The organism is Kaistia sp. UC242_56 (assembly GCF_044452255.1).
Lineage (GTDB): Bacteria > Pseudomonadota > Alphaproteobacteria > Rhizobiales > Kaistiaceae > Kaistia > Kaistia defluvii_A.
This window is the reverse complement of record NZ_JBIOAN010000002.1, coordinates 2,357,666-2,379,560: the sequence shown is the minus strand read 5'-3', so window position 1 is coordinate 2,379,560 and position 21,895 is coordinate 2,357,666. Positions and strand designations below refer to the sequence as shown.

18 protein-coding genes are annotated in these 21,895 nt (G+C 67.3%); 5 read left to right on the top strand and 13 right to left on the bottom strand.

Annotated features, from left to right (window positions below; genetic code table 11):
• Positions 1 to 31 precede the first annotated feature (31 nt).
• Both mfd and ACHMWQ_RS13895 read right to left on the bottom strand, forming a co-directional pair.
• Positions 32 to 3,535, bottom strand: coding sequence for a transcription-repair coupling factor (gene mfd, locus ACHMWQ_RS13900; RefSeq protein ID WP_396307901.1), 3,504 nt, complete (start codon positions 3,533 to 3,535; stop codon positions 32 to 34).
• 5 nt (positions 3,536 to 3,540) lie between these two features.
• A complete protein-coding gene (locus ACHMWQ_RS13895; protein WP_266334594.1) occupies positions 3,541 to 3,828 on the bottom strand; it encodes a succinate dehydrogenase assembly factor 2 in 288 nt (95 codons plus the stop codon).
• A 504-nt stretch (positions 3,829 to 4,332) separates the two neighbouring features.
• On the opposite strand from ACHMWQ_RS13895, the gene ACHMWQ_RS13890 reads away from it, so the two are divergent.
• Positions 4,333 to 4,917 (top strand): DUF6101 family protein, encoded by a 585-nt coding sequence (locus ACHMWQ_RS13890; protein WP_354548848.1) that lies wholly within the window; start codon positions 4,333 to 4,335, stop codon positions 4,915 to 4,917.
• A gap of 7 nt (positions 4,918 to 4,924) precedes the next feature.
• Here ACHMWQ_RS13890 and ACHMWQ_RS13885 read toward each other — a convergent pair whose 3' ends face one another.
• Both ACHMWQ_RS13885 and ubiA read right to left on the bottom strand, forming a co-directional pair.
• Positions 4,925 to 5,950, bottom strand: a complete 1,026-nt coding sequence (locus tag ACHMWQ_RS13885; protein ID WP_396307900.1) for a methyltransferase — start codon at positions 5,948 to 5,950, stop codon at positions 4,925 to 4,927.
• Between the two features lie 133 nt (positions 5,951 to 6,083).
• A complete protein-coding gene (gene ubiA / locus ACHMWQ_RS13880) occupies positions 6,084 to 7,010 on the bottom strand; it encodes a 4-hydroxybenzoate octaprenyltransferase (protein WP_396307899.1) in 927 nt (308 codons plus the stop codon).
• A 217-nt stretch (positions 7,011 to 7,227) separates the two neighbouring features.
• On the opposite strand from ubiA, the gene purD reads away from it, so the two are divergent.
• Together purD and ACHMWQ_RS13870 are read left to right on the top strand one after the other, a co-directional pair.
• Positions 7,228 to 8,490 carry a phosphoribosylamine--glycine ligase gene (gene purD, locus ACHMWQ_RS13875; RefSeq protein ID WP_396309447.1) on the top strand — a complete coding sequence of 421 codons (1,263 nt, stop codon included), beginning with the start codon at positions 7,228 to 7,230 and terminating at the stop codon, positions 8,488 to 8,490.
• A 117-nt stretch (positions 8,491 to 8,607) separates the two neighbouring features.
• Positions 8,608 to 8,832, top strand: coding sequence for an alkylphosphonate utilization protein (locus ACHMWQ_RS13870; RefSeq protein ID WP_266334586.1), 225 nt, complete (start codon positions 8,608 to 8,610; stop codon positions 8,830 to 8,832).
• A 7-nt stretch (positions 8,833 to 8,839) separates the two neighbouring features.
• On the opposite strand, the gene ACHMWQ_RS13865 is transcribed toward ACHMWQ_RS13870, so the two are convergent.
• A complete protein-coding gene (locus ACHMWQ_RS13865) occupies positions 8,840 to 9,511 on the bottom strand; it encodes a hypothetical protein (protein WP_396307898.1) in 672 nt (223 codons plus the stop codon).
• Between ACHMWQ_RS13865 and mutL the strand changes: the two genes are divergently transcribed.
• Positions 9,510 to 11,342: a DNA mismatch repair endonuclease MutL gene (gene mutL / locus ACHMWQ_RS13860; protein WP_396307897.1), complete on the top strand. Its 1,833-nt coding sequence runs from the start codon at positions 9,510 to 9,512 to the stop codon at positions 11,340 to 11,342. The genes ACHMWQ_RS13865 and mutL overlap by 2 nt on opposite strands.
• Positions 11,343 to 11,760: 418 nt before the next feature.
• Here mutL and ACHMWQ_RS13855 read toward each other — a convergent pair whose 3' ends face one another.
• Entirely contained in the window at positions 11,761 to 12,690 is a 930-nt protein-coding gene (locus ACHMWQ_RS13855; RefSeq protein ID WP_396306466.1) for an IS110 family transposase, read from the bottom strand.
• A 362-nt stretch (positions 12,691 to 13,052) separates the two neighbouring features.
• On the opposite strand from ACHMWQ_RS13855, the gene ACHMWQ_RS13850 reads away from it, so the two are divergent.
• Positions 13,053 to 13,277 carry a DUF2093 domain-containing protein gene (locus ACHMWQ_RS13850; protein WP_354548839.1) on the top strand — a complete coding sequence of 75 codons (225 nt, stop codon included), beginning with the start codon at positions 13,053 to 13,055 and terminating at the stop codon, positions 13,275 to 13,277.
• Positions 13,278 to 13,925: 648 nt separating this feature from the next.
• Here the strand turns inward: ACHMWQ_RS13850 and ACHMWQ_RS13845 are convergent.
• The 7 genes from ACHMWQ_RS13845 to ACHMWQ_RS13815 are packed head-to-tail and all read right to left on the bottom strand — an operon-like array spanning position 13,926 to position 21,876.
• On the bottom strand, positions 13,926 to 15,587 hold the full coding sequence (locus ACHMWQ_RS13845; protein ID WP_396307896.1) for a hydantoinase B/oxoprolinase family protein: 1,662 nt from the start codon (positions 15,585 to 15,587) through the stop codon (positions 13,926 to 13,928).
• A complete protein-coding gene (locus ACHMWQ_RS13840; protein ID WP_396307895.1) occupies positions 15,587 to 17,665 on the bottom strand; it encodes a hydantoinase/oxoprolinase family protein in 2,079 nt (692 codons plus the stop codon). The genes ACHMWQ_RS13845 and ACHMWQ_RS13840 overlap by 1 nt, the downstream gene beginning before the upstream one ends.
• Before the next feature lies 1 nt (position 17,666).
• A complete protein-coding gene (locus ACHMWQ_RS13835) occupies positions 17,667 to 18,224 on the bottom strand; it encodes a GAF domain-containing protein (RefSeq protein ID WP_396307894.1) in 558 nt (185 codons plus the stop codon).
• A 12-nt stretch (positions 18,225 to 18,236) separates the two neighbouring features.
• Entirely contained in the window at positions 18,237 to 19,070 is an 834-nt protein-coding gene (locus ACHMWQ_RS13830; protein ID WP_396307893.1) for an ABC transporter ATP-binding protein, read from the bottom strand.
• On the bottom strand, positions 19,067 to 19,972 hold the full coding sequence (locus ACHMWQ_RS13825) for an ABC transporter ATP-binding protein (protein ID WP_396307892.1): 906 nt from the start codon (positions 19,970 to 19,972) through the stop codon (positions 19,067 to 19,069). Before ACHMWQ_RS13825 ends, ACHMWQ_RS13830 begins: the two co-directional genes overlap by 4 nt.
• A 1-nt stretch (position 19,973) precedes the next feature.
• The gene (locus ACHMWQ_RS13820) at positions 19,974 to 20,846 is read right to left on the bottom strand and encodes an ABC transporter permease (protein WP_396307891.1); all 873 of its coding nucleotides are present in this window, start codon (positions 20,844 to 20,846) and stop codon (positions 19,974 to 19,976) included.
• 1 nt (position 20,847) lies between these two features.
• Positions 20,848 to 21,876: an ABC transporter permease gene (locus tag ACHMWQ_RS13815; protein ID WP_396307890.1), complete on the bottom strand. Its 1,029-nt coding sequence runs from the start codon at positions 21,874 to 21,876 to the stop codon at positions 20,848 to 20,850.
• Positions 21,877 to 21,895 lie beyond the last annotated feature (19 nt).

The following is a 21,895-nucleotide window of genomic DNA, read 5'->3' as shown; positions in this document are numbered from 1 at the left end:
CGCCCCCGCCCGATGGCCGTTTCCGGCCGAACTACGCAGCCTTCTTGCGGCCTTCCTCGGCCATGCGCGCGAGCTGGGTCAGGATCACCGCCGTGCCCTTCAGGCGTTGCTCCGGCTTTTCCCAGTCGCGGATCAGCACGATCTTCTGGTCCGGGCGAACCTTCGCCAGGCTGCCCTGCTCGCCGATATAGCGGATCAGGCCGGCCGGATTGGCGAAGGTCGAGTTTCGGAAGGCGATGACGATGCCCTTCGGGCCGGCATCGACCTTCTCGACATTCGCCTTGCGACATAGTGCCTTGATGTAGACGATCTTGAGCAGGTGCTCGACCTCGTCCGGCAACGGGCCGAAGCGGTCGATCAGCTCCGCGCCGAAGCTGTCGATCTGCTCCGCCTCCTCCAAGTCGCCGAGGCGGCGATAGAGCGACAGGCGCAGCTGCAGGTCCGGCACATAGGTCTCCGGCAGCATGACCGGCGTGCCGACCGTGATCTGCGGCGACCAGCGGCCGTCGGATTCGGTTTGCTCCGTGCCGCCATCGCGAAGCGCCGCCACGGCCTCCTCCAGCATCTGCTGGTAGAGCTCGAAGCCGACTTCCTTGATGTGGCCGGACTGTTCCTCGCCCAGCAGATTGCCGGCGCCGCGAATGTCGAGATCGTGGCTCGCGAGCTGGAAGCCGGCGCCCAGCGTGTCGAGCGACTGCAGCACCTTGAGGCGGCGATCCGCCATGGCCGTCAGGCGCTTCTCGGCCGGCACGGTGAACAGCGCATAGGCGCGCGTCTTCGAGCGGCCGACGCGGCCACGCAACTGGTAGAGCTGCGCCAGGCCGAACATGTCGGCGCGGTGCACGATCAGCGTGTTGGCGGTCGGGATATCGAGGCCGGATTCGACGATCGTGGTCGAGAGCAACACGTCATAGGCGCCCTCGTAGAACGCCGTCATGATGTCCTCGAGCTCGGTCGGCGGCATCTGGCCATGCGCGATCGCGACCTTCACCTCGGGTACGAACTTCTCCAGGAATTCCTTGCGGTCGGCGAGGTCGGAAAGGCGCGGACAGACATAGAAGCTCTGGCCGCCGCGATAGCGCTCGCGCAGCAGCGCCTCGCGAACCACCAGCGCGTCGAACGGCGAAATGAACGTCCGGACCGCCATGCGGTCGACCGGCGGCGTGGTGATCAGCGACAGTTCGCGAACCCCCGTCAGCGCCAGCTGCAGCGTGCGCGGGATCGGCGTGGCGGAGAGCGTCAGCACATGCACGTCGGCGCGGATCTCCTTCAGCCGCTCCTTGTGCTTGACGCCGAAATGCTGCTCCTCGTCGATGATCAGCAGGCCGAGATCGCGGAACTCGATGCCCTTGCCGAGCAGCGCATGGGTGCCGACGACGATATCGACCTGACCCTCCTTGATGCCCTTCTTGGTTTCCGCCAGATCCTTGGCCGAGACGAGGCGCGAGGCCTGCTCGACGCGGATCGGGAAACCGGCGAAACGGGCCTGGAAGGTGCGGAAATGCTGGCGCGACAGCAGCGTCGTCGGCACGACGACAGCGACCTGCTTGCCGCTCATCACCGCGACGAAGGCGGCGCGCAGCGCCACTTCCGTCTTGCCGAAGCCGACATCGCCGCAGATCAGGCGGTCCATCGGCGTGCCGGCGCCGAGATCGGCAATGACCGCCTCGATGGCGGCGAGCTGGTCTTCCGTCTCCTCATAGGGGAAGCGGGCGGCGAACTCGTCATAGAGGCCATCGGCCGGCGCCAAGGGTTCGGCGTGGCGCATGGCGCGTTGCGCGGCGACCTTGATCAACTGGCCCGCCATGTCGCGGATGCGCTGCTTCAGCTTGGCCTTGCGCGCCTGCCAGGCGACGCCGCCGAGCTTGTCGAGCGTCGCCTCGGTATCTTCCGAGCCATAGCGCGACAGCAGCTCGATGTTCTCGACCGGCAGATAGAGCCGGTCGCCGCCCTGATAGACGATCTCGAGGCAATCATGCGGCGCGCCGGCGGCCGTGATCGTCTTCAACCCGGTGAAGCGGCCAATGCCATGGTCGACATGGACGACGATGTCGCCTTCGGAAAGGCCGGTCACTTCGCTCAGAAAGTCGGAGGCGCGCTTCGAGCGCTTGCGCGGGCGCACCAGGCGGTCGCCCAGAATGTCCTGCTCGCCGATGATGACCATGTCCGGCGTCTCGAAGCCGGCTTCCAGGCCCAGCACGCCGAGGCCGACCACGCCCTTGCCGAGCTTTTCGGCCGAGGCCCAGTCGTCGATCCGCTCCACCCGCTTCAGGCCGTGATCGTCAAGCACCTGCGCCAGGCGGTCGCGCGCGCCGTCGCTCCAGGAAGCGATGATGACGCGCTTCTTCTCGCGCAGCCCGCCGATATGGGCGATGACCGCATCGAAGACGTTGACGTCGCCGGCCGTGCGTTCCGCCGCGAAGGTGCGGCCATGCCGGCCGCCGAGATCGGCGACCATGGTGTCGTCCGGCTCGGCGAACGGCGTCATGCGCAGCAGCGGCGCCGTCTTCTCGCGGCCCTGCCATTCCTCGCGGGTCAGATAGAGCTGGTCCGGCGGCACCGGCCGGTAGGGCACGCCGCCCTGCGCCTGCCCCATGCCGCTCTTGCGCGCGTCGTAATGGTCCTTGATGTCGTCGAAACGCTCGGCGATCGCTTCCTCGACCAGATGGTCGAGCACCAGCGGCGCATCCGGCAGGTAGTCGAAGATCGTATCGAGACCGTCGACGAACAGCGGCAGCCAATGCTCGACGCCGGTATAGCGACGGCCGTCGCTGACGGACTGGTAGAGCAGGTCTTCGCGGTCGGTCGCGCCGAACATCGCCACATAGCGCGCGCGGAAGCGGGCGATCGCTTCGGGCGACAGCACCAGTTCGCTCATCGGCACGAGATCGAGGCGCTTCTTCTGCGCCACGGTGCGCTGGCTCTCGACATCGAAGGAGCGGATGGAATCGACGGTATCGCCGAAGAAATCGACGCGGACCGGCTCGCCCTGACCGGCGGCGAACAGGTCGATGATGCCGCCGCGCACGGCATATTCGCCGGCCTCGCGCACGGTCGAGGTGCGCAGGAAGCCGTTATCCTCCAGCCAGCCGACAAGCCGGTCCATCGACATCTGGTTGCCGCTGGCGATCGACAGGCTCTGGCGCGCGACCTGGTCGCGCTTCGGCAGGCGCTGCACGGCGGCATTGACGGTGGTGAGCACGACCAGCGCGCGCCCCTTCACCGGCTGGTAGTTGGCGAGATAGGAAAGCGCCGCCATCCGCCTGGCAACGACCGCCGTATTCGGCGACACGCGGTCATAGGGCATGCAGTCCCAGGCCGGCAGGGCCACCACCTCGGTCCCGGGCGAGAAGAATCGCATCGCCTGTTCGAGATCGGCCATGCGGTTGCCGTCGCGCGCCACGACCAGCACGAAGGGCAGACCTTCGCGCGCGGCGAGCGCTGCGATATCGGCGACGACCTTGCCGTCAAAGCCGTCGGGAACGCCCGAAAGCACCGTCGACGGACGGCCGAGAATGTACGGGAATGTGACCATTACGCCTAACGGGGAGTGGCGCCGGTAAAGGCGGCGAGCTTCTGGAAGAATGCGGTATTGACGTCGTCCGGCGTCGGGGCCTCTCCCGTCAGCCAGATCAGCAGATCGCGATCCTGTTCCTCCATCAGACTTTCCAGGAGGTCGAGTTCGCCATCATCAAGCGTTGCGATGTGGGCATCGGCGAAGCGGCCGAGGATCAGGTCCATCTCGCGCATGCCGCGATGCCAGCAGCGAAAATGGGTACGCCGGCGGCGAACGTCCAGCCCGTCGCTCGACAATGTCGTGCCGCTCATCCTTCACTCCGCCGCTCATGTCCGATGCGGCGTGATATAGCCCCCCGGCAGCCCGTTGTCAGCCTCGCAGGCCCGATGCCGATCAACTCCGCCGCCCGAGCCTCGAGTGTTCACGCATCGAGGTCGGTCCCGCCGCAAAAGTTGACGCTCCCCGACCGGCGACGGGCCTTGCCCACAGGGCTATCCACGACGAGGCGCGGACGACGTCGCCTGCCCCTCGCCCTATCCCCATCCAGGCCGCCGGATGCGCCTCCCGGCGCAAACCGCAGGCTGCCGCCATTGCCGCGCCGCGTGCCTTATTTCAGCAAGTTTTCGTCAACCGTCTTCGATCACCAGACGCTAACCCTGCCCATCATCGCCGGGCCGTTAACCATGTCTCTTAAGCTCTGGGGGGCGGATCGCATGGCATTGTCGCTTCAACAGAGAGCGGGCCCAGTCAACCGGGCCAACCCCTTAAGGTCCCGTTAACCGGACCGAAGCGAGGCAGTGATGGAGTGCAAGGCAATGGCAAACGCAACGGTTCAGGCGGCACATGGCGTTCGTGGCAACGACCTGCGACTCGACCCCTTCGCGCTGCCGGTCCGCTACTCCGCCACTCTCGCCGGTCCGGCTTCCGCCACCACGCCGGCCGTCTACATCGACCGTGAGCTGGCCATCGTCAAGCGCCGCCTCGGCGGCATCCCAACCACCCTCTCCACCCCGGTCAGCGCCTTTCGCGGCGTCGCCGTGCGGATGACCGGCGATGCCGAGACCGGCGCGATCCGCACCACCGTCGAACTGATGCACCGCGATCCCGCCATGTCGCTGCCGCTGGTCGTCGTCGAAGACCTAGGCGATGGCGAGGATGTCGCCGCCGACTGGCAGGCCTGGGGCCGCGCGCTCGGTCTGCCGCTGCTGATCGTCGACGCCGACGGCACCGTCCGCGCTCCGCTCGACCAGATGGGTCCGCTCGTCGTTGGTGCCGCCAAGTCCCGCCGCGCCCCCTCCTCGCTGACCGGCCGCCGCCCGCGCTTCCTGAAGCGCCGCAAGACCGGCTTCTACAAGGAAGTCGAGACGCTCTACGGCCGCGAGATCATCGCCCGCGACTGAACATTCCTCACGGCTCGAACAGCACAAGGCTCGCGGGCGAATGCGCCAGCGGGCGCACGGAGACGCCGCTGAAGCCGGCGGCCCGCGCAATCTCTCCCAGCCCGCTCGCCGTGTAGGCATCGCCCTGCGGCGTCGTGGCCAGCATCACCAGCGCAAACGCCGCCGGGAATGGCGGCGAGACCCGGTCCTCGTTCGGCACGAATTCGACCGCCAGCACCCGGCCGCCCGGCGCGAGGCTGCCCCGCACCTTCTGCATCAGCCTGGTGCAGGTCGCGATGTCGAAGTGGTGCAGGAAGTTCGGCAGCATCACGAGATCGTAGCCGCCGCCCCAATCTACATCGAAGGCGCTGCCCGCGACCGTCCGGTAGCGCGACGCCACGCCGGCCCGTTCGGCATTGCGCCGGGCGAGTTCGAGCACGGCCGCCCAGTCGACGGCGGTGATCTCCGCGTCCGGCAGCGCCTTGGCGACCTCGATGCCGAACATGCCGTGGCCGGCGGCGATATCGAGGACTTTGCGCGGCCGATCCGGCCAACTCGCCACTTCGGCGGCAACGCCCCCGGCGCTGGCGACGACGAATGGAATCATCGCCTCGGCGAATTTCAGCCAGATCGGATGATCCGGCGCCATGTTGGCGAGACCCATGGAGCCGCCATGGCGCACATAGGTCACCGGATCTTGCAGGAAGAGATCGAGCTGTTCCGGCGCGCTCAGGAAATCGACGACGCTGCCCATATAAGCGGGAGACCTGCGGTCGAGGAAAACTTGGCTGGATGGCGTCAGCCGGTAGTGCGCGCCCGCCTTGGTCATGAAGCCATGCGCGGTCAGGAAATCGCACAGGATGCGGACGCCGCGTTCCGAAGCCCCGGACTTCGCGGCAATCCGATCGCTGGTATCGTCGCCCGCCGCGATCGCCGTGAACACTTCCAGCGAGATCGCCGCCTTCAGCGCCGCGGTCTTGTGGAAGCCGAGAATGGCATCGACGATGCCGGCGGGGTTTACATCGGCAATGGATGCATCGGGCATTGCGGACATGCGCATTCCCTCCCAAGCAGATCGATCCTGAAAATCCTGTCGGCACGGCAATGGCTGGCTCAATTAGCGCGCCAGCCCTGCCGGATCTTCAAGTGACGTGTTCGTGAAGGCGCGGCGCAGTCTCGCGTGGCGTTCAGACCAGGCCGTTGATCACCAGACCGGCGAACAGGATCAATCCCGCCTCGCGGTTGGACTTGAACAGGCGCAGCGCCAGCGCCTCGTTGTCGAGCCGCACGCGGACGACCTGCCAGCCGAGATGCGCGGCCACGAGCGCCAGCCCGGCCCAAGCGACCCAGCCGATCCCGGCGGACCAGAAGGCCCCCGCCCAGAGCAGCACGGCGCCGGCGTAGAGCAGGCCAACGATCTGCGGCGCGCGGTCGCCGAACAGGCGCGCCGTCGAGCGCACGCCCATGATCTTGTCGTCCTCGATGTCCTGCAGCGCGTAGATCGTGTCATAGCCGATCGTCCACAGCACGCCGCCGGCATAGAGCAGCACCGGCGCCAGCGTCAGGCTGCCGAACCAAGCCGACCAGCCCATCAGCGCGCCCCAGGAAAAGGCGAGGCCGAGCACGAGCTGGGGCCAGTCGGTGATCCGCTTCATGAACGGATAGGCGGCGACGACCAGCAACGAACAGAGCGCCAGCACGACCGAAAACCAGTTGAACGACAGGAGCACGGCAAGCCCGGCGAGCGCCTGGAGCACGAGGAAGATCTTGGCGCCGCGGACGCTGACCTGGCCGCTCGGGATCGGCCGCGACCGCGTGCGGGCGACGCCGGCATCCAGGTCGCGGTCGACGATGTCGTTATAGGTGCAGCCGGCGCCGCGCATCGCCACCGCGCCAATCCAGAACAGGACCAGATGCGCGAGATTGGGCCAGGTCGCGCCGACGACGTTGCTCGCCAGCGCCGACGACCACCAGCAGGGCAGAAGCAGCAGCCACCAGCCGATCGGCCGGTCCCAGCGCGCCAGCCGCGCATAGGGACGCAGCCAGGCCGGCGCATGGCGATCGACCCAATTGCCCCGGGCGGCGTCGGCGACGGTTCCAGGACTGAGGCTCATCGGGACTCTCTCGCAATTTCGGATTTCTTGCCGCCTGTCATACCGCCAGTTGCGAAGCCGCGCCAAGCCCATGCGGCGCCCTGGCCGCGCCGGATCGCCGCGCGGCGGGCAGGAAACCCACCGCGCCGCCGCTTTCCGGATTCGACAAGCGAGCCCCTGCTTGCTAAGCGCCGCGCTAGGAATTCAACCACGGGCAGTTGGCATGACCGAGACGCGCATCAACATTCTCCTGATCGGATCAGGCGGCCGCGAGCACGCGCTGGCCTGGGCGCTCCGGAAATCGCCGCGTCTCGGCCAGCTTTTTGCCGCCCCCGGCAATCCCGGCATCGGCGCGCTCGCTGAACTCGTCCGGCTCGATCCGTTCGACCATCACGCGGTGATCGACTTCTGCCGCCACAACATGATCGATTTCGTCATCGTCGGCCCGGAAGCCCCACTGGTTGCCGGCCTCGCCGATGCGCTCGACGGCGCGAACATCCGGGTGTTCGGCCCCGGCCAGGAGGCAGCCCGCCTCGAAGGCTCGAAGGGCTACACCAAGGATCTGTGCGCCGAGGCCAATATCCCGACCGCCGCCTACCAGCGCTTCACCGAGGCCGCCCCCGCGCGCGACTATGCGACCCAGATGGGCGCGCCGATCGTCGTCAAGGCGGACGGCATCGCCGCCGGCAAGGGCGTGGTCGTGGCGGAGACGCTGGACGAGGCGCATGCCGCGATCGACGCCTGCTTCGACGGCGCCTTCGGTTCGGCCGGCGCGGAAGTCGTGGTCGAGGAATGCCTGGTCGGCGAGGAAGCCAGCTTCTTCGCCATCTGCGACGGCGTGAACGCCGTGCCGCTCGCCACCGCCCAGGACCACAAGCGCGTCGGCGACGGCGACACGGGCCCGAACACCGGCGGCATGGGCGCCTATTCGCCCGCCCCGGTGATGACGGACGCGATGATCGAGCGCACCATGGCCGAGATCATCCGCCCGACCATGGCCGCGATGGCGGCCCGCGGCGCGCCGTTCAAGGGCGTGCTGTTCGCCGGCCTGATGATCACCGCCAAGGGGCCGGAACTGATCGAATACAATGTCCGCTTCGGCGATCCGGAGTGCCAGGTGCTGATGATGCGACTGGAGAGCGACCTGCTGGAGCTGCTGCTCGCCGCCGCCGAGGGCCGGCTCGACGGCGTCACGACGCAGTGGCGGGACGAGGCGGCGCTGACCGTCGTCATGGCCGCCAAGGGCTATCCGGGCGACTATGCCAAGGGCACGCCGATCGCCGGCATCGAGGCCGCCGATGCCCTGCCCGGCACCAAGGTGTTCCAGGCCGGCACCGCGCTGGTCGACGGCAAGCTGGTCGCCAATGGCGGCCGCGTCCTCAACGTCACGGCGCTCGGCGCGAGCGTCGCCGAAGCGCAGAAGCGCGCCTATCAGGCCGTCGACACCATCGACTGGCCGGACGGTTTTTCCCGCCGCGACATCGGCTGGCGCGCCGTCTAGGTATTCCGGCGGGAGAGGATTTGTCCCCCCGCCCAACAGTTCCCTACCGCTCGCCCGGAGCGTCGCTCCGCCCCCCTCGCTTTCGGGGCCAGGTGAGACAGAACAAGGAGATACCCCATGTCGGACGAGATCATCGTGCGCGACAGCAACGGAACGCAGCTCAAGGACGGCGATTCCGTCTCCCTGATCAAGGACCTCAAGGTCAAGGGTACGTCGGAGACGATCAAGCGCGGCACGGTGGTGAAGAACATCCGCCTGACCGACGATCCCGACACCTTCGAGTGCAGCACCAAGCAGGTGAAGGGCCTTGTGCTGCGGGCCGAGTTCGTCAAGAAAGCCTGAGCGGGGCTCAGAACAGCAGGCGGCGCAGCGCCTCGCCGAGAGGGGGCAGCAGGCTTGCCTTCGGCAGCAGCGCGACGCCGACCTGCAGGCAGAACGCCACGGCGACGGCACCCGGCAGTAGCGGCAGCGCGCAAAGGATCAGCGCCAGATTGGTCCAGGGTTCCTTCGGCGCGCCCGCCAGGTTCTGCCGGATGTAGCGGGCCTTCAGCACCTGCACCAAGAGCGTGACGATGCTGGCGACCAGCGCCGACAGCGCCATCCAGGCCAGCACGCCGCCGAGCGCCGCCGCCAGTCCCGGCGCCAATTCCTCCCCCTTCTTCGGCAGCGACGCCAGCGTCGCCGCCAGAATGGCGAGGGTGAAGGTGAAGTGGCCGATCAGGAAGTTGAGACAAGGCCGGAACGGGTCCGCCTTCTTCAAATCCGCCTTGGCCAGCTGGTCGATCGCCGCCGCCAGATCCGCACCAGATATCGACATGTACGTCACCCGTCGCACATCGCCGTCGAGTTCCTGCCCGGCCTGCAAGGCATAGCGCGGCCACGCCGGGCCGGCGCCCGATGCCGGGATCAAATCTTTGCGATGATGCGCCGCGCCGGCGCACGGCCGTGCGCGCCGCCCTCTCCTTCCCTCGCGGGTGCGAATCCGGCAGGATCGCCGGCCAACAGACAGATAGATCGCCATGACCACCGTCCGCCGCCTGACCGAAGACATGATCAACCGCATCGCCGCCGGCGAGGTGGTCGAACGGCCGGCGAGCGTCGTCAAGGAACTGGTCGAGAACGCCATCGACGCCGGCGCGAAGCGGGTCGAGATCGTCACCGCCGGCGGCGGCGCGTCGCTGATCCGCGTCACCGATGATGGCGGCGGCATGACGCATGACGATCTCGGCCTCGCCATCGATCGCCATTGCACCTCCAAGCTGGTCGACGATCTGCTCGACATCCGCACGCTCGGTTTCCGTGGCGAGGCGCTGGCCTCGATCGGCTCGGTGGCGCGGCTTTCGATCGCCTCGCGCCATGCCAGCGAGCCGCATGGCTGGGAAATCGTCGTCGAGGGCGGCCTGGTGCATCCGCCGCGCCCGGCCGGGCTCAATTCCGGCACGCGGATTGAGGTCACCGACCTGTTCTTCTCGACCCCGGCCCGGCTCAAGTTCCTGAAGGGCGAGCGCGCCGAGGCGAGCGCGGTCACCGATATCGTCAAGCGCCTCGCCATGGCGCATCCGGAAGTGCGCTTCTCGCTGACCGGCAGTGACCGAGGCGCGATCGACTATGCCGTCGCGCATGGCGACGAACCCTTCGTCGAGCGGCTCGGCCAGATTTTGAGCCAAGATTTCGTCGACAATTCGCTGGCGATCGAGGCGGAGCGCGAAGGCATCCGCCTTTCCGGCTATGCCGGCCTGCCGACCTACAACCGCGCCAACGGACTGCAGCAATTCCTGTTCGTCAATGGCCGCCCGGTGCGCGACAAACTGCTGATGGGGGCGCTGCGCGCCGGCTATGCCGACGTGATGTCCAGGGACCGCCATCCGGTCGCAGCGCTCCGCATCGACCTGGAACCGCATGGTGTCGACGTCAACGTCCATCCGGCCAAGTCCGACGTGCGCTTCCGCGACCCCGGCCTGGTGCGCGGGCTGATCGTCGGTGCGCTGCGCAACGCCATCCACCAGGCCGGCCATCGTTCGGCGACGACCGGTGGCGGCGCCACCATCGCCGCCTTCCGCACCGGCGCACCCGCCACGTCCACGGCATGGAGCAGTTCGGCGCCGATGCCCACCTTCGGCAACACCGCCGCCGCGCCGTCCTGGCGCGACTGGGCCTGCGCCCCCTCGCCGGCGCCCCATTTCGCCGAAGCGGCGCAGCCGGCCTTCGCGGCGGTGAACCAGCCCTCGGCCGATGCACGCGCCAATGCGGTTGCCGCCACCGACCCGACCGACCGGCCGCTGGGGGCGGCCCGGGCGCAGGTGCATGAAAACTACATCATCGCCCAGACCGACCACGGCATCGTCATCGTCGACCAGCACGCGGCGCATGAGCGCTTGGTCTATGAGCGGCTGAAGACGGCGCTCGCCCGCTCCGGCGTGGCGCGGCAGATCCTGCTGATCCCCGACGTCATCGACCTGCCCGAGGATGACGTGGCGCGGCTGCTGAAACGCGCCGACGAACTGGCCGAGCTTGGCCTTGCGATCGAAAGCTTCGGACCCGGCGCGGTCGCGGTGCGCGAAACGCCCGCCCTGCTCGGCGAACTCGACACCCGCTCGCTGCTCATCGACCTCGCCGACGACCTCGCCGAATGGGACGACACGACGCGGCTCAAGGAAAAGCTCGACCATGTCGCCGCGACCATGGCCTGCCACGGCTCGGTCCGCTCCGGCCGCCGGCTGCGGCCGGAGGAGATGGACGCGCTGCTGCGCGAGATGGAAGCGACGCCCGGCTCCGGCCAGTGCAACCACGGCCGCCCGACCTATGTCGAGCTGAAGCTCGCCGACATCGAACGCCTGTTCGGACGACGGTAGGCGCGGAGCCTGTCCCGCGTGGGAGACACGTGGCAATAGCTGCCGTCTCACCACCGGAAGGCTGCCAAATGTCGGCCTTCAGGCGGGCGAGCGAGGCCTGCCCCGTCGCCCCGGCGAAGGCCGGGGCCCATGAACACCGCCCGACGAGTTCCTGGCTCAGCCCTCATACCCTGCGCCGGCGCATCTGGATCCCGGCCTCCGCCGGAATGACGCCGGAGGGTGGGATCGGCGCCGGTGCCATGCCGGCTCGCCGCGGGCGGGTGTTGCGTGCTTCGAGACGACCCTTCGGGTCTCCTCAGCATGTTGAAGGCTGTGCCGCATGAAGTGCGGCTGGGAGATCGACTCGCCCACGCTCATCCAGCGATCACCCTCGCCGTCATCCCCGACGCAGCGAAGCGGAGATCCGGCAACTGTGTGGTCACGGGTTGAATGAGAGGTGTTGTCGGAGCATGGCGTTGGCGATGACTAGGATCTTTCTGGCGATAGCGATGAGGGCGACCTTGGGTGGCTTTCCGGCGTTGATCATGCGTCGGTAGGCGTCTGCGAAGCGTTGCTCGATCCGGGCGGCGCAGACGGCTGCCATGTAGAGGGCCTCGCGGACGCGCCGTCGTCCGCCGTGGATGCGGCGACTGCCGCGGAACTGACCACTGTCGACATTGTAGGGTGCCAGGCCAGCCAGCGCGGCGATGGTCTTGGGAGAGCGCTGGCCGAGTTCGGGCAGCAGGGCGATCAGCGTGGCGCTGGCGACGGGGCCGACGCCGGGGATTGAGCGCAGCCGCGCCTCAGCACCGGCGAGATCGGCCGAGGCCTTGATGCAGGCCTGAATGGTGCGCTCCAGCGCCGCGATGCGGATGTCGAGCCAGGCCAGGGTCTCGCGGATGTCGTCGGCGATCTCGTCGCTGCATCCCTGCCGTCGGGTGCGTTCCTGCTTGCGCATGGCGACGAGCTGGTCGCGACGCTTGTGCAACTCCGCCAGACGGTTGCGCTCCGGGGAGCGCGGCTGGCGGGGCGCGGGACGAAGCGTCTGGGCCATGGCGGCGAGCATGCGCGCATCGATCCGGTCGGTCTTGGCGAGAACGCCGGTGGCGCGGGCGAAGTCACGCGCCCGGGCCGGATTGACGCGAACGAAAGCGATGCCGGCCTCTGTCAGGGCCTGAGCGAGGACCCGGTCGTACGGACCGGTCGCCTCGAACACGACGAGGATATCGCCATGCCGCCAAGGTTCGAGCCTTTGCGCGATCGCCTCGGCTTGATTGGCGATGCGTTCGGCCACGCCCACGGCGCCGTCGAACAGATCCAGATGGGCTTTGGAGATGTCGCAACCGACAAAGCCAGGGTGTATCTTCATGATGCCTATCCCTGTGCTGCGAGGTCCGTCACCACGGCCTCGATCAACTGTTCAGGCTTGGGTATCGAAGCAGGCGGACGAGGACCGGGCCGGCTCACGGTCTCGAAGACCAGGGATCCAACGATCTCTCGTCCGCCACCCCATCATCGCACAGCTTCAACACACAGGGATCCATACCGCCGCGCTGCGTCGCCCAGGCCGCCGGTAACCCGACTGAAAAGATTCCGCATCAAGCTTGGGATGACGGCGGAGCTTGTGTCCGGGCCTGCGTCCGACCTCCCCACGCCGAAAAGCGATGCCGAACGTGGGAAGCGCGATCCGCGCTGTTGCACATGGCGGCGTTCCGCACGATATTCCCGCTCATGAACCGTATTGATCCAGCCGGGCGCGGCGGCGAAGCGCGCATTCGTTATCTCGATGGCGATTACCAGATCCTGTCCCCGGGCGCCTTCGTGCGCTGCGCCGTGACGGGCGGCGTCATTCCGCTCGACGAGCTCAAATACTGGAACGTCGCGCATCAGGAGGCCTATATCGACCCGGCCACCTGCCTCGCCCGCCACAAGCAGCTCGGCCTGACCTGGCGCTAATCTTTGAGACGCAAGGGCGTCTCGATCTCGATCGGGCTCCGGCCCTTCCCCACCTCGGACTTGACCAGGGATCCACGCAGCCGGGTTGGTGGGCGAGTGAGACCGCAATTCCCACGCCACGGCCAAATGGATCCTGCTTTCGCAGGGATGATGGAGCTTTTTGGATCGGCCGAAGGGGCGTTCTGCCGCGTACCGTGAGCGGGCGAAGACGTTTCGCCCCGCGCGGCGTCCGAAGCCGAAATCTCCCCTCTCCGACAGATCGAAATGGACCGCCCTCAACATGCTGACGAGGCCCGAAGGGCCGTCTCGAAGCAGGCAGAGCCGTGGGGCGCGCGCCGCCGCCCGGACACGCTGCTTCCTTCGAGATGGCTTGCTCCGCAAGCCGCCGCAGGATGTGGGTAGCCGGGATGCAGTGAGGGCGTGGCCCCTTACCCAAAGGTCAGTCGCGCACGGTCAATTACTCTTCAAGGAAGCAAGCCCCTCACCCCACCCTCTCCCGCAAGCGGCGAGGGCTTTCAGCCTGCGCGTCGTGGAGACGGAACTCGACCTGCCCCCTCTCCCGCGCGCGGGAGAGGGTTGGGGTGAGGGTCTTGCCCGAAGCCACCAAGCCGGTGCGGCGGCCCCCACCGGCCCCTGCTCAGCCCAATATCACACCTCGACGCCGTAGACGGTCTTGGCTCGTTCCGGGCTGAGATAGCCGTTCTTGACGTCCTCGATCACCGCCGCGCGGTCGCGCTTCTTCGGGTCGCCATAGCCGCCGCCATTGCCGGTCACCACCCGGACGATATCGCCTTGGTTCAGCTCGACGCCGGTCGCAAAAGCGTAGCGCTTGCGGCTGCCGTCCGTCTTGATCACGTCGATATGGTTGCTCGTGCCGTCATGGCCGCCCTGCATGCCCCAGGGCAGGATGCGAGAACGGGTATAGCCGCAGGTCAGGAAATTGCCGTCGGCGCGGACGCGGTAATCCATGCGGATGCCCTTGCCCCCGCGCCACTGGCCCTCGCCGCCCTCTTCCGGGTTCAGCGCCAGCTGGTCGACGAACAGGCCGTAGCGCGCTTCCGCGATCTCGGCCGGGCAGTTGAACGTCTCGCCGTGGAAGCCAGAGAAGATCGCATTGTTGCCGTCGCGGCCGGGCATGGCGCCCCAGCCGCCGATCTCCGGCTCGACGATCGTGTAGTGGCGGCCGGTGTCGGGATGCGGGCCGCCGACGACGGTGCCGCAGATCGAGGCGAAGCTGCCGGCCGAAAGCTTTTCCGGCAGGTGCTGCGCCAGGCAGCGCAGGATCAGGTCGAACACCCGGATCTCGACCTCGTAGTAGAAGGCGTGCGCCGCCGGCTCCTGCGCGTCGAAAATCGAGCCGGGGCGCGTCTTGACGACGAGCGGCCGGAACGAGCCGCCATTGGCCGGCGCCGAAACGTCCGTCACCGCCTTGATCGCCATCTGGCAGGCGACGATGACGCCGTCGCGGCTGGCATTGTTGGGCGTCGGCGTCTGGTCGGGGTTGTCGATCAGGTCGACGATGAATTCGTCGTCCGTGATCTCGACCGTCACCTTGTAGATCTGGCCGCTATCCTGCTCCTCGGCAAAGGAGAACTTGCCCTTGGGCAGGTCCTTCAGCGCCTTCAGCGTCACCTGCTCGCCATAGTCCATGAAATGGTCCATGGCGGCGACGAAGGTGTCCTTGCCGTATTTGGCGACGAGGTCGAGGATGCGCTTGTCGCCGATGCGGACCGCCGCGATCGCCGCCCACATGTCGCCCTTGAGATAGGCCGGCAGGCGGGAATTGACCATCATCAGGTCCATCACCGCCTGGTTGGACACGCCCTTCTCGATCAGCTTGATCGCCGGGACGCGCAGGCCTTCCTGGAAGATCTCCTTGGCGTCGGTCGACATCGAGCCCGGCACCATGCCGCCGACGTCGTTCCAGTGCGCGATGTTCGCGGTCCAGGCGACGATCTCGCCCTCGGCGAAGACCGGCATGACCAGGACCATATCGTTCAGATGGGTGACGCCGCCATAGAACGGGTCGTTGGTGGCGAAGACGTCGCCCGGATAGATCGCGGTGACGGGATGCTTGCGCAGCACCGCCTTCACCGCCTTGTCGAGCACGCCGATGAAGGCCGGGATGCCGGCGCCGGACGAGGCGATCTCGCCATCGGCGGCGCAGATGCCGGTGCCCATGTCGAGCACCTCATAGATGATGGCGCTCATCGCCGTCTTGCGCATCGCCGCGAACATCTCGTCGGAAATCGCCTGCAGCGAGTTCTGGATGATGTCGAACGTGACGGGATCGTGGGTCGGGTTGCTCATCACTTGGCCCCCAGTTCGATGTGGGTGTTGCCGTAGGCGTCGATCGACACGCGGTTGCCCGGATGGATCACCACTGTGGTGCCGGGATCCTCGAGGATCGCCGGGCCGGCAAACGACATGCCGGGCTCCAGCTTCTCGAGGTCGTAGATCACGGCCTCGTGGACGCCTTCCAGCGCATAGTCGACGTCGCGGCGGCCCTTGACCGCCTGCTCGATCGTCGCGCCCGTCTTCGGCAGCGCGATCATCTCGAGCTTGCCGACCTCGGCGGAGGCGACGAGATGCAGGCCGACGATCTCCACCGGCGCGTCGAGGCGATAGGTGTATTCGCGCTCATAGGCGGCGTGGAAATGCTCAATCATCGACTGGATCGCCGCATCGTCGACGAAGGTCGCCGGCAGCTCAACCTCGACGGCGTGTTCCTGGTTCTGGTAGCGGCACTTGATGAAGGGCACGAGCTTGACCTTGTCGGCCAAAACCCCTTCCGCCTCGAACTGGCGCAGCGCCCGGTCGCGGGTCTCGCCGACCAAATTCGCCAGCGCCGTCGTGCGGCCATCACCACCCTCGATCAGGCGGGTGACAAAGTAGTCGCGGCGCAGGTCGGACATCATCATGCCCCAGGCCGAGAACACCGACGCGCCGCGCGGGATGACGACCTTCTTCATGCCGAGCTCGGTGGCGAGCGCCACCGCATGCATCGCGCCGCCGCCGCCAAAGGCAACCAGCGTGAAGTCGCGCGGGTCGTGGCCGCGATTGAGCGACACCAGCTTCAGCGCGTTGATCATGTTGTTATTGGCGATGCGGACGATGCCGCGCGCCGCCTCGATCGGCGACAGGCCGAGCTTCTGCGCCAGCGCGCCGAGGGCGCTGTCGACGGCGGTCATGTCGGCCTGGATCGTGCCGCCGCAGAAATAGTCCTTGTCGATGCGGCCGAGCGCCAGGTTGGCGTCGGTCGTCGTCGCCTGCGTGCCGCCCCGGGCATAGGCCGCAGGCCCCGGCTTGGCGCCGGCCGATTGCGGGCCGACATGCAGCTTGCCGAAATCATCGACCCAGGCGATCGAGCCGCCGCCATTGCCGATCTCGACCAGGTCGACCACGGGCACCATGATCGGATAACCGGAAGACGTGCGATCGCGCTCGATCCAGTAGTCGGTCATGATCTTGACGTGGCCGTTCTCGATCAGCGAGCACTTCGCGGTCGTGCCGCCAATGTCGAGCGCCAGCACGTTGGGCTCGCCGATGATGCGGCCAAGCTCGGCCGCGCCCCAGAAGCCCGAGGCCGGGCCGCTCTCGACCATGGTGATCGGGGTCTCGCGCGTCGCCGAAAGCGAGTCGACGCCGCAATTCGACTGCATGACGTAGAGCTGGCCGCCGAAATTCTTGGAAGCCAGGCCGTCTTCCAGCCGGCCGAGATAGCGGCTGGCGACGGGCTGGACATAAGCCGACAGCACGGCCGTCGAGGCGCGCTCATATTCGCGCCACTCGCGGGTGATCTGGTGCGAGGCGACGACGGAGACTTCCGGCCAGAGCCGGCGGATCTCGAGCGCGACGGCTTCCTCATGGCGGGGGTCGGCATAGGAATGCAGCAGGCAGATCGCGATCGCCTCGACGCCCTCGGCGCGGAAGTCTTCCAGGATCGCCGGCAGACACGTCAGGTCGAGCGGGATGCGCTCCGCGCCGGTATAGGCGATGCGGCCCGGCACTTCGCGGCAGAGATAGCGCGGCACGAAGGGCTCGGGCTTCACATATTGCAGGTTGAAGAAGTCCGGCCGGTTGCCGCGCGCGATCTCCAGCACGTCGCGGAAGCCTTCCGTCGTGATCAGCGCGGTGCGAGCGCCCTTGCGCTCGGTCAGCGCGTTGATGACGACGGTGGTGCCATGCGCGAAGAAGGCGATGTCGGCGGGGTCGACATCGGCCTTGGCGAGCACGTTGAGCACGCCCTGCTCGAAATTCGGCGGCGTGGTGTCGGATTTGGCGGTGCGCACCGTCTGGCGGCCGGTCGCCGTATCCGTCTCGAAATAGACGAGGTCGGTGAAGGTGCCGCCGACGTCGGTCGCGACGCGGATCGTCTTGTCGGTCATGTCAGGCCTTCCCGTCGCGGATCTTCGACGCCTGTTCGGTGACGGTGGCGGCCAGGATGCCGATCGCCGCGAAGGGGCGCAGCGCCATGGCGCGCTCGACCTTTTCGGGCGTGTAGGCGCCGGCCTTGTCGAGGATGTTGATGGTGCCGAGCACGCTGCCCTCGAACACGACCGGCACGTTGATGCAGGAACCGCAGCCGAGCGACTGGATCAGCTCATGGTCGTGGAAGACGGTGGCGATCTCCTCGATCGTGTTGGCGACATAGGGCTTCTTCTCGCCGAAGACGAGATCGTTCCACTTGCCGGCGGCCGACTGCTTGTAGCCGGAGGTCGGGTATTCCTGCGGATGGTTGGAATAGAGCCGGCGCGACATGCCGGTGTCGAAATCCGCGCTCATCACCGTGAAGATGATCGCGCCCACTTCGCGCTGGTAGAGTTCCTCGACCTTGGCGAGCGTCGCGGTCGGCTGGTCCTGTTCGCCCAGCGCGGCGATCAGCGCGTCCCAGGCCTTGGGGTCCAACACGGGATCGGCGGCGTTCCGCTCTACGGTGGTGCTCATGCTGTTTCCTTCCTATTCGGCCCCGGCCGGGACTGGCGCCCCGGCACGGATGGCGGCGCGCAGTGCCGCCTCGGCCTCCGTCACGACGGGAATGGCTCCGATCAATTCGCGCGTGTAGGCGCTCTTCGGATCGGAGAAGATGGTCTCGACCGGCCCGGTCTCGACGAGGCGTCCCTTCTGGAACACGCTCACCCGGTCGGCGATGGCACGCACGACGGCGAGGTCATGCGTGATGAAGAGGTAGGTCAGGCCCCGCTCCTGGCGCAGCCGCTGCAGCAATTGCAGCACGCGCGCCTGCACCAGCACGTCGAGGGCCGAGGTCGGCTCGTCCAGCACCAGCAGTTCCGGCTCGCAGGCAAGCGCCCGGGCAATCGCGATGCGCTGACGCTGGCCGCCGGAGAGACCGCGCGGCGAGCGGTGGGCATGTTCGGGCTCCAGGCCGACTTCCTTGAGCAACGAGGCGACGCGCTGATTGCGCTCGCCTCTGCGGCCGAGGTCATGCACGTCGAGGGGCAGGCGGATGGAAGCGCCGACGCTGCGGCGCGGGTTGAGCGCCGAGAGCGGGTTCTGCTGCACGAGCTGAATCGCGCGCTTCTGCTCCCGCGTCCGGCTTCGTCCCAGCGGCGCGCCATCGAAGCGGATTTCGCCCGAGGTGGCGCCGATCAGGCCGAGCACGAGGTTGGCGAGCGTCGTCTTGCCGGATCCGCTCTCACCGACAATGGCGTGGCACTCACCGCGCGTGAAGGCGAGCGAGACATCGTCCAGCGCCGCGACGCTGTGGCCATCGGCGGAGAACACCTTGCCGAGGCGATCGAGTTCGAGGATGGGTGCGCCGGCCTTGCTCATGCGGATGCCTCCACCGGCTCGCCGCAGCCTTCATGGGTGATCAGCGGGTTCTCGAATACGGGGCTGCGCTCGGGCAAATCCGGCAGGCCGCCGCCCGAGATCTTCGGGATCGCGGCGAGCAGCGCGCGCGTATAGGGATGGCGCGGATCGTTGAAGAGCTGCGCCGTCGTGCCGTGCTCGACGATCTTGCCGCGATAGATGACATAGACCCGGTCGGCGAATTCGCGCACGACGCCGAGATTGTGCGAGATCAGCAGCACCGAGGTGCCGGTCTTCTCGGTGAGTTCATGCATCAGGTTCAGCGTCTGCGCCTGCACCGTGACATCAAGGGCCGTTCCCGGCTCGTCGGCGATGAGCAGTTGCGGCCGGTTGGCGAGCGCCATCGCGATCATCACGCGCTGGTTCATGCCGCCGGAAAGCTGGAAGGCGTAGGAATCGAGCGCCCGCTTCGGGTCCGGGATCGAGACCTCGGCCAGCGCCGCCTCGGCGCGACGGTACGCCTCGTCGTTGGAGATCGAACGATCGCCGGAGCGCAGCACGTCGCGAAACTGGCCGCGGATCTTGAAGGTGGGGTTCAGCGCCGAGGTGGGATCCTGGAAGATCATGGCGACGCGATTGCCCCGCCGCCGCGCGATTTCCGCACCGCCTCTGGCGGCATCGATGCCGTCGAAGAAGATCGAGCCCGATACGTGCACCCGCTTCTGGTCCTGCAGAAGGCCCATGGCGAGGCGCGCCGTCACCGACTTGCCGGAACCGGATTCGCCGACAAGGGCCACTTTCTCGCCCGGCTGGATATGCATCGAGATGCCGTGCAGCACCGGGGTCGGATGACGACGGTCGCCAAAGGCGAGGCGCAGGTCGTGGATGGTGAGGACAGGCTTCTGCAGCGTGTTGCTGGCCATCTCAGCTCTCCGCCTCGAACGCTTCGCGCAGGCCGTCGCCGACCAGGTTGAAGCCGAGCACCACGAGCAGGATCGCGACCGCCGGGAACACCGTCAGCCACCAGGCATCGGGCATGTATTTGGCGCCATCGGCGACCATGGAGCCCAGATCCGGTGTCGGCGGCTGGACGCCCAGGCCGAGGAAGGAGAGCGAGGACGCCATCAGGATGACGAAGCCGATATCGAGCGTCATCTTGGTCAGGATCGACGGCCAGCAGTTCGGCAGGATCTCGCGGAACAAAATGTGCGCCGTCGACGCGCCGACCGTCTCGGCGGCCAGCACGTAGCCCTCCTGCGCCTCGGCGCGGGTGACGTTGTAGATCAGCCGCGCATACCAGGGCCACCACATGGCGGTGATCGCCAGCATGCCGTTCAGCAGCGTGGGCTCCAGGAAGCCCATGATCGCCATGGCCAGCACCAGAGGCGGCACGGCCAGGAACACGTCGGTGATCCGCATCAGGATGTAGTCGGTCCAGCCGCCCTTGTAGCCAGCCACGAGCCCGACGATGACGCCGATCGGCGTCGCGATGGCGAGCACAACGATCGCCATGATCAGCGACAGCCGGTAGCCGTAGATGATGCGCGTGAACAGGTCGCGGCCGATCACATCGGTGCCGAACCAGAAATCGGCGCTCGGCGCCGCGTTCATCGCCGCGAAATCACCCGTGGGCCCGACATGGTCGGGATAGGGCGTGACGAAGGGCGCGAAGATCGCAAGCCCCACGATCGCCACGACGATGACGAGACCGATCACCGAAAGCGGATCGGCGCTATAGGCGGTCCAGGCCTTGGAGCGGGTGCGCGAGGCGAGGACCGGGGAGCCGGGTTCCGACATCTTATGCCCTCCCCGCTGCGAGACGGATGCGCGGATTGATGACGTTCACCAGGATGTCGACGATGATGTTCACGATCAGGAAGGCCGCCGCGATGATCAGCACCGTGCCGACGATGGCATCGAGATCCTTGCGCAGGATGACCTCGACGCCGTAGCGCGACAGGCCGGGCCAGCCGAACACCTTCTCGACCAGGAAGGCGTTGCCGAGCATGGCCGCGAATTCGAGGCCGAGGATGGTGAGGGTCGGGATCAGCGCCGGCCGGAAGGCATAGCGTGTGGCGATGCGCCTGGCGGGAAAGCCATAGGCGCGCGCCATCTCGACATAGGGCCGCTCATAGACCTCGTTCATGTTGGAGCGCGTCAGCCGCGCCGTCTGGCCAAGGCCCGACATGGCCAGCGCCAGGGATGGCAGGATCAGGTGGTGCAGCGCGTCGAGGAAGGCTGCGCCATCGCCGGCGAGCAGCGTGTCGATCAGCATGAAGCCGGTCACCAGCGGCGGCGCCACGGTCGACTGTGCCAACTGGCCTTCGATCGGAAACGCGCCCCAGAAATAGCCGAGCACGAGCTGAAGAATGACGCCCCAGACGAAGGCGGGCGTGCAGACGCCGAGCAGCGCGATAAGCCGGCCGACATGATCCGGAAACCGACCGCGGAAATGGGCCGAGAGGATGCCGAGCGGCAGGCCGATCAGCACCATCAGGATGCCGGAGACAAGCACCAGCTCCAGCGTCGCCGGCAGGAATTGCGCGATATCCGTCGTCACCGGGCGGTTGGTATAGAGCGACGTGCCAAGATCGCCCTTGGCGAGCGACTTGACGAACTCGAAATACTGCACCGGCAGCGAGGCATCGAGATGCCGCTCCAGCCGGAGCGACGCGACCTGCTCGGCGGTCGCGTTGGGTCCAAGCGCGATGCGAGCCGGGTCGCCCGGCATGACACGGGCAATCGCGAAGATCAGCATCGAGATGCCGATCATGACGATCAGCGCGGCACCGAGACGATGCAGAAGGGATCGGAAGATGTTCGCCATGGTCTACCCGCTCGCTGGG